Here is a 7,520-nt window from a genome sequence, read left to right as displayed (position 1 = left end):
AATCATGCCCTTGCTGGATTCCAGTCAAGGGCTTTTTTATACAGCATGCTTTTTGGTAACCAGTCAAAACTGGTTTACTTAACCGCTTTTGAATGTTCGTGAACAACACTTCCACATCACTGCAAAGAGAACTTCAAGTGTCACCTTTTTTATACATCATTTCAGACATTTTTCCACTACATCAATTATAGGGGGTATACTATATTGTATATTTGATGAGTGGCTCAGAGAGCCAATTAATCCCGTCTAAAGATGGCTTCAAATGCTTTATCGCATTCGGCTCTGATATTGGGAGGAAGTTCTGATCCGGGAACATAGTCCATTAGAATACGATTATATTCCTTATAGTCAATTAGAATGTGGTTTTTGATCAAGTCATGCTCCTGATTGGCATGGATGCCATAACGTGACTCAAACCAATAATAATATTTAGACTCAATCACTTCCAGCTCTTGCTGAAAAATTTGAATATCTTTTATAAACTCTTGTTCCATTATGACTTAACTGTTGGTTAATATTATCAATGCCTATGCCAAGTTAGCGATTATCAATAAGTTGTACAAGAAATGTAAAGCTAATGTATAATCTGTGAAGGGAAAAAGCTGTTTGTCATAGGCTAATTGTATAAGATGTCATGATGTCAAGTTTTCTATACCTCAGATGCTTCTCTCCAATGTTTAATTGCTCAAGTAATATATTAGTATTCATTAGACAGGAATTAACATAGAAATTTAATGAATGTGATTTTCGTTTTGGAGGTTTAGCTCACGCTTAAGAATATGGCATGTAAGTCAATTACATAAATCAAACGGCAGAAATAATCCTTTTTTTGAGATGTTAAGTAATGTGAAACCCAAGTGATAGATTTTTTGATTACCAATACTTGAAAATGTTGTTTGTAGAAATTTTAAAACGATATTATTTTGATGAACAAAGTTAAAGCCGTGCTATTTACCAGTGAACCAGTTTAAGAAAATTTATGACAAGTTAATGCATTCAAACAACTGAAATGCATATCAAAAAGTATGTTGAGGGCAGGTAACCTTGTAACGGTTATTAAGTAAAATGCCAATGACAATTTCATGGGTACCGCTACTTACCGTTCTTAATTCTGATGTTGTAAAATCATAGGAGTAACCTACGTTAACAAATGAATTAATATTTATGCCAGCCAGGGCGGCAAAAGAATCACCCCGGCGGTAAGAAGCACCGAGCCACAACTTATCCTGAAAAGACAGTTTCATATTTATATCAAATGTTGTGGGAACGGGCTTGATCATCTTGAATAGTACAGAAGGCAACAAGGTCATATCATCATTTAAGAAGACCTTAAAACCACCTGTTAGAAAATAATGGGCAACCGTTTTGTTTTGATAAGCGTTATTATCACTGATAACGAACAGATTTTGAGGTAATAGTTGTTGAACGGAAAAACCCACAAAATAATCGGAGGCATAGGCCCAAACACCAAAACCAAGATCAGGTTTCCACTGGTTATTATCTATGTTATAAAACACTGGGTCTAATGGATTCACCAGCGTGACCTGCGAACGATTAAGTACATTATGGCTGAAGCCGGCTGCCACCCCAACTGCCAAATTTAGTCGTGCAGTTAGCCCAAGATGATAAGCATAGGTGGCATCGATGGTGGTTTGAGATATCGGTCCTGTTTTATCAGAAACAATAGTCAGACCAATTCCGTGATGCGGCTCCGCAGCTTGATATTGTTGTGTATATAATCTACTTGAAGGGTTAATACCGCCACTTGCCGGAAACGCTGTAGCATCTCCTTGTAAAAAGTTTTTGCCGATCGGCGCATTAATAGTCAGATACCCGGTTACCGGTGCTCCTTCCAACCCAGTCCACTGGCTGCGGTATCCTGCCTTTACATCTGTGTAATTCTCTATCCCTGATAGTGCCGGGTTCAATAAAAAATTATTAAAAACATACTGCGTATACTGTGGCTTTTGCTGAGCCCTGGCCGATAGGCAGAAAACAGTAAAGAGGATGATAAAGCCTGTTTTTTTAATTATACTGAACATAGAGTTATCGTAAAATAGTAACCGGCCCCGAAAGGATCTGATTATTAACTTTGGTATTGATAATGTAATAGTAAGTGCCTGGTGACAATGCCTGACCGTTAAACGTTCCGTCCCAGGGTTGGTTGTAACCCACGCTATGATATAGTTTTGTACCATAGCGATTGAATATGTCAATAACCGCATCCTGATAAGCAATCAACCCTTTTATTTCCCAAAAATCATTGATTCCGTCTGCGTTGGGGGTAAATGTATTTGGAACGTTGAGCTCGGGCGAAACCTTGATAAATACCTTATCCGTGGTCACGCATCCTCTACTATCGGTGACCTGAAGTACGTAAGTCCTATCGATGTCGCCGGTTATAATCGGATTCTTGATCTTAGTATTGCTGATACCAATATCCGGAGACCAGAGGTATTGCACGTTTGGATCACTAACAACCGGATTTAAAGTGATGGTGCGCTCCTTGAGTACATATCTGATGGTGCCAGCGTTAACGCTTGGCGGAGGGATAAAATTAACTTGAAGCTGATCAGTAGATTCATAACAAATTGGGTCGGCATCAGTTGCCAATAATGTAAGCGTAACCGAACCCGAGGCGACATCTTGCGGGCTTGGTATATAAGCCGCGTTCAACTGATCAGCAGATGGATTAAAACTACCGGTGCCTGAAGTGCTCCATTTAGCACCGCCGGTAACAAGGAGTTTGCCGTTTAATGGCACAGCAACATCCTGTGCGCACACCTGTTGGTCGGGGCCCGCATCTGCTGCGGGCGACAGGCCAAATACGATTTGCATATCAGATGTAGATATAGCACAATCGTCTTTACTGGTAGAGGATAGGGTTAAGGTAACATCGTCTTTCGCCCTATCTTGTGCCGAAGGAATATATTTAGCATTGAGCTCGTTACTTGCCGGAGAAAATGTTCCGGTGCCACTGCTTCTCCAGACTCCTGTTACAGTGCCGCCTGTTACCTTTCCGGCCAGCTGAATGGATGGAGCAGATATACAAACCAGCTGATCGGGACCGGCATCGGCATGAGGAGGTTCATTAATGATAACCGTCGTTGTTCCGGCTAAACTGGAACAGCTATTTACGGTCACGTACAGGTTATAGGTTCCTGTGGCGGTCGCAGCAACATTCTTAATATCTGAATTTTGTAAATTCGAAGTATAACCGTTGGGTCCGGTCCACAGGTAGGTGGCATTCAGAACCGGCGGTGTGCGTAATTGTACCGTACTGCCTAAACATACAGGTGAGTTGTTATTGGCTATTGGGGTCATTGGCTGCGAATTTACCAATACGGTATATATAAAAGGGTTTCCCTGACAACCGAATGCAGTGGGCGTAATGATATAGGTTACGCTTAGATCGCCGGTGCTGGTATTGATCAGGGTTTCATTTATGGTAGACGAGCTTCCGTCTGTAACTGCTGCATTGCTGATATTATTTACGGCGGCCCGCTTCCAATTAAAAGTGGCAGATGATACATTTGCCTGAATGATGTAGTCCTGGGGAGTGCCGCTACAGGAAATGCCTTTTGGTGCACTGATAATTTTTACCGTGGGGTTAACTGTTACCACCAGCTGGGTAGGAATGCCCTGGCAGTTGGCAGTTTCGTAATTAAATAAATAGGTCACATCTACCGGGGCGTCAGTTGTATTGAATAGTACTTCACGAATGGTGCTCGCTGTTTGTCCGGAAACTGTGGCGTTGCTAATACCCGGAACAGCAGCTCGGCTCCAGCTGAAATTAGTTCCTGGTACACTGAAACTTACTTCATAGTTACTGCTATTGGAGTTACAGATGGTCTTGGCAACCGGACTCGTTATCACCGGTGTAGGATAAACTCTAACTACATATGTAAATACTTCACCGGGACAATCACCGTTAAAAGGGGTAATGAGATAGTTTACATCAATAGGGCTGCCGGTAGTATTGATTAGTGTTTCGGTGATTGTTGCCGTAGTTTGATTAGCTATGGCCGCGTTGCTGATTCCGTTTACCGCTGGCCTGCTCCAGGTAAAGGAAGCCGCCGGAAGGTCTGCGGTAATGGTGTAAATAAACGCATTCCCACTGCAAATTACTCCGCTTTCGGCACTGGTAATGTCAGGTATTGGATTTACACCTACATCTACCCGTGTCCTCGGACTAACGCAATCTTGAATGACTGCTTCCACGTAATAAGTTGCAGGGGCATTTAATACCGTAGTTTCATAAGTGTTGCTAAGAGACAGCAGCTTTCCGCCAACGGCCTCGTCATACCACCGATAAGTGCCTGTAGAACCACTGGCCTGAAGATTTGCTGTGTGGCCTTTGCATGCATTGGTAACAGGGACCGTGGGCGCCACTGGTTGTGGATTAACGGTAACTTTTACGGCAGTCCTGATGCTGGTTTGTTGGCCTACCTTTGTTTCCACATAGTATGTAGTGCTGGTGATGAGCGGCGGTGTTGTGAAATTTGCTTCGTTACCGAGAAGGGTTCCGCCAGTTGGAGCATCGTACCAACTGTACGTTCCGCCCGGAGCAGTTGCCGTAAGTGTAGTTGCACTTCCCATGCAAATTGATTTTTCCGCAACAGTGGGCGCTGCAGGGTCAGGTACAAAATGTATTGTTACCTGGTCAGATCCTGGCCCGCAAGCATTTTTCGGATCAGCGGAGGTAAGTCTTAGTATGGCCACACGCTCGCCTGTGGCGGGCGTGTACATGGTTGATAACGCGGTTGCATCCTCGAAGGCTCCCGTGCCACCTGTCCACTTTCCGCCGTTAGCACCGGTGATATGTCCTGATAAATGAACGGGCGTTCCCGCAGGAATGCTTTGATCATTACCTGCTCTTACATCGACAGATTCATTGATTTCTACTGTGGCAGTTGCAGTTCGCGGATCTACACCAACACCCATATCGATGGTGTTAGTGATAATGTAAATGCCCGGCTTGCTTGCGCTTAGGTCTATTTCCCCGGTGCTTTGGCTGGCAAAAACAAGTCCTGACGGTTTAGCACTTAATACCCCGGCACTTGTCCCGGGTTTGAAAAATGGAAGTGGGTTAACTCCATCCTGACAATAGCGCCCTTTGTAAGAAAATTCCGGACTTGGGTTATCGTTAATTGTAACTGCTGCGCTGTAGGTTCCCCCACAAGACCCTTTACTATCTATTGTAATTACATAATCTCCGGGAAGCGAATTATGAAGATCTATCTCTCCGGTGCTGTTGCTTACAAAAACCAACCCTGCGGGTGTTGCACTGAACGTACCCTGGGTATTGTTTTTCCGCACCGGAGTAGGGTTGGTTCCAGTGTTGCTGAAAGTACCTGAGGGATACAAGAAACCCATATCGTCTGCCTGAGTAACGTTTACTGTTACCGCTGTTCTTGCGCTGACACAATCGCCTACGGTGCTTTGTGCATAATAGGTTGTGCTTTGAGATAATACAGGGGTTTTAAAGGTTGAGCCTGTACCCACCTGCTGGCCGCCCGTTGCTGCATCGTACCAACTGACAGTAGCGCCGGGACCAGCGGTCGCAGACAGATTTGCAGGTAAACCCGAACAAATAGTGGTTCCACTGGCAGTGGGAGCGGATGGTGGCGGGGCCACGGTAACGGTAACTGGCGTACGGGGACTTGTGCAACCATTTGCAGTAGCTTGAACATAATAGGTGGTTGTGGAATTTAAGTCTGGCGTAACAAAATTAGCTGTGTTAGAGAGCAATGTACCTCCGCTTGAGCTATCATACCATGCATAGTCACCTGCAGAGCCAGTAGCCTGAAGTGATGCCTGGCCACCTGCACACACAGTTTGTGGTGATGCTGAGGGAGCAGCTGTTGGCGGAAGCACGGTAACCGGTACGGCTATCCTGGTGCTGCTGCAACCCGATTCAATGGCTTGAACATAGTAAGTTTTATTAGCGACAAGGGCAGGGGTTGAAAAAACGGATGTTGTTGCCAGTATGGTGCCTCCCGCAGCTGTGTCATACCATTCAAAGGTTACACCGGATGAGGCGGAAGCCGAGAGTGTGGCAATCGAGCCTGAACAGATCAGTGCTCCTGACACTGAGGGTGGCTGGATAACCGGACCGACAATAACATGAACAGGTGAAAGACTGCTTGGGCAACCATTTCCCTGGTTTAATATATAATAGGTAACCGAGTGAGTCAGTTTAGGTGTCTGGTAAGTGGGACCACTTGCCAGCAGGCGGCCATTTTTGGCTGCGTCATACCACTGGTAGTTGCCAGAGACGGTCTGTGAGGCACGAAGGAGAGGCGCAGTGCCGTAACAAACATTTACTGTTTGCGAATCAGGGGCTGCAGTAATTGGATTGACTGTAACTACTACAGGAACTCTATCACTTTCACAATCATTGATTAATGTTTGGGCATAATAGGTTGTTGTTGTGCTGAGTACCGGCGTGGTGAAGTCAGGGCTCGATATCAATGGCATCCCGCCAGTAGGTGTGTCGAACCAATTGATAATGCCAGTCGGAACATCTGCATGCAAACTGGCAACCGAGCCGGAGCAAATGTTAACTGAAGTTGCCTTAGGAACTGCAGGTTTAGGGTTAACTCTGGCTACCACCGGTAATCTGCCACTGGCGCAACCGCTGACAATGGCCTCCATATAGTAGGTTGTAGTCTGGAGCAGAGTAGGTATCGTAAAGCTTGATCCTGTGGCGAGTTGGTTTCCACCCGATTGGGCGTCATACCAGGCGTAACTATCGCCACCTGTTGCCGAGAGCGTAGCTGGACTGCCTGTGCACACCGTTGTACCCTGTACCGTAGGCTTGCCAGCTATATATACTGCCACAGCTGTTCTGGGGCTAGGGCAATCTGAAACGGTTGTTTGAACATAAAAAGCTGTATTATTTGAGATAGGGCCTGTGGTGTAGGTGTTGCCGCTGCCTAAAAAATTGCCGCCCGTGGGTGCATCATACCATTGGTAAGTGCCTCCGGAGCCGGTAGCTGTAAGCGTAGCCACATTATTCTGACAAACTATCTTTGATGCTGCGCTTGGTGCTCGTGGTGTAGGAGAAACCGCTATGGAAATACTTTTGCTAACCGGTTGACAGCCGGGTGTTTTGTCAGTAACTGATACAGTATAATTTCCTTCTTTGTTTACACTAATGGATTGCGTTGTCTCACCCGTACTCCACGCGAAAGTATATGGGCCCATACCGCTCGATGGGTTAGCAATTAAAGATACGCTGGTACCTGCGCAAATCGTGGTGCCCGTTGAAGTTATATTTAATTGGAGGGTACATGTTTGACCCAGTAACCTGGAGGAGATGAGTAAGAAGATAAATATTGAAAAGCACCTGTTCATTAACTTGAGTTATTTTCTGTAGCCAAGCAATAAGGAGAAGGTTGATTGAAAGTATCTTAGTTGACAGATATTACATAGTTGTCAATTACAGATCTTAACAATCAGCGTTACTATAGGTTATCCCTTGTACGGAAAATGGATAAAATGGTTAGATATTGGCA

General features: G+C 45.0%; 3 protein-coding genes. All 3 read right to left on the bottom strand.

Features of this window, described 5'->3' with window-relative positions:
• Positions 1–236 precede the first annotated feature (236 nt).
• On the bottom strand, positions 237–494 hold the full coding sequence (locus tag QWZ01_RS04650; RefSeq protein ID WP_290322071.1) for a hypothetical protein: 258 nt from the start codon (positions 492–494) through the stop codon (positions 237–239).
• A gap of 522 nt (positions 495–1,016) precedes the next feature.
• Positions 1,017–2,042 (bottom strand): PorP/SprF family type IX secretion system membrane protein, encoded by a 1,026-nt coding sequence (locus QWZ01_RS04645; RefSeq protein WP_290322070.1) that lies wholly within the window; start codon positions 2,040–2,042, stop codon positions 1,017–1,019.
• A gap of 4 nt (positions 2,043–2,046) precedes the next feature.
• Positions 2,047–7,359 carry an Ig-like domain-containing protein gene (locus QWZ01_RS04640; protein WP_290322069.1) on the bottom strand — a complete coding sequence of 1,771 codons (5,313 nt, stop codon included), beginning with the start codon at positions 7,357–7,359 and terminating at the stop codon, positions 2,047–2,049.
• Between the last annotated feature and the right edge of the window lie 161 nt (positions 7,360–7,520).

This window comes from Mucilaginibacter aquaedulcis, assembly GCF_030409325.1.
GTDB lineage: Bacteria > Bacteroidota > Bacteroidia > Sphingobacteriales > Sphingobacteriaceae > Mucilaginibacter > Mucilaginibacter aquaedulcis.
The sequence above is the reverse complement of the archived record's forward strand: the minus strand, read 5'-3'. Positions and strand labels throughout refer to the sequence as shown.

Coding starts and splice junctions, on each gene's coding strand:
- QWZ01_RS04645 (WP_290322070.1), bottom strand. CDS start 2,042: ATGTTCAGTATAATTAAAAAAACAGGCTTTATCATCCTCTTTACTGTT.
- QWZ01_RS04650 (WP_290322071.1), bottom strand. CDS start 494: ATGGAACAAGAGTTTATAAAAGATATTCAAATTTTTCAGCAAGAGCTG.
- QWZ01_RS04640 (WP_290322069.1), bottom strand. CDS start 7,359: ATGAACAGGTGCTTTTCAATATTTATCTTCTTACTCATCTCCTCCAGG.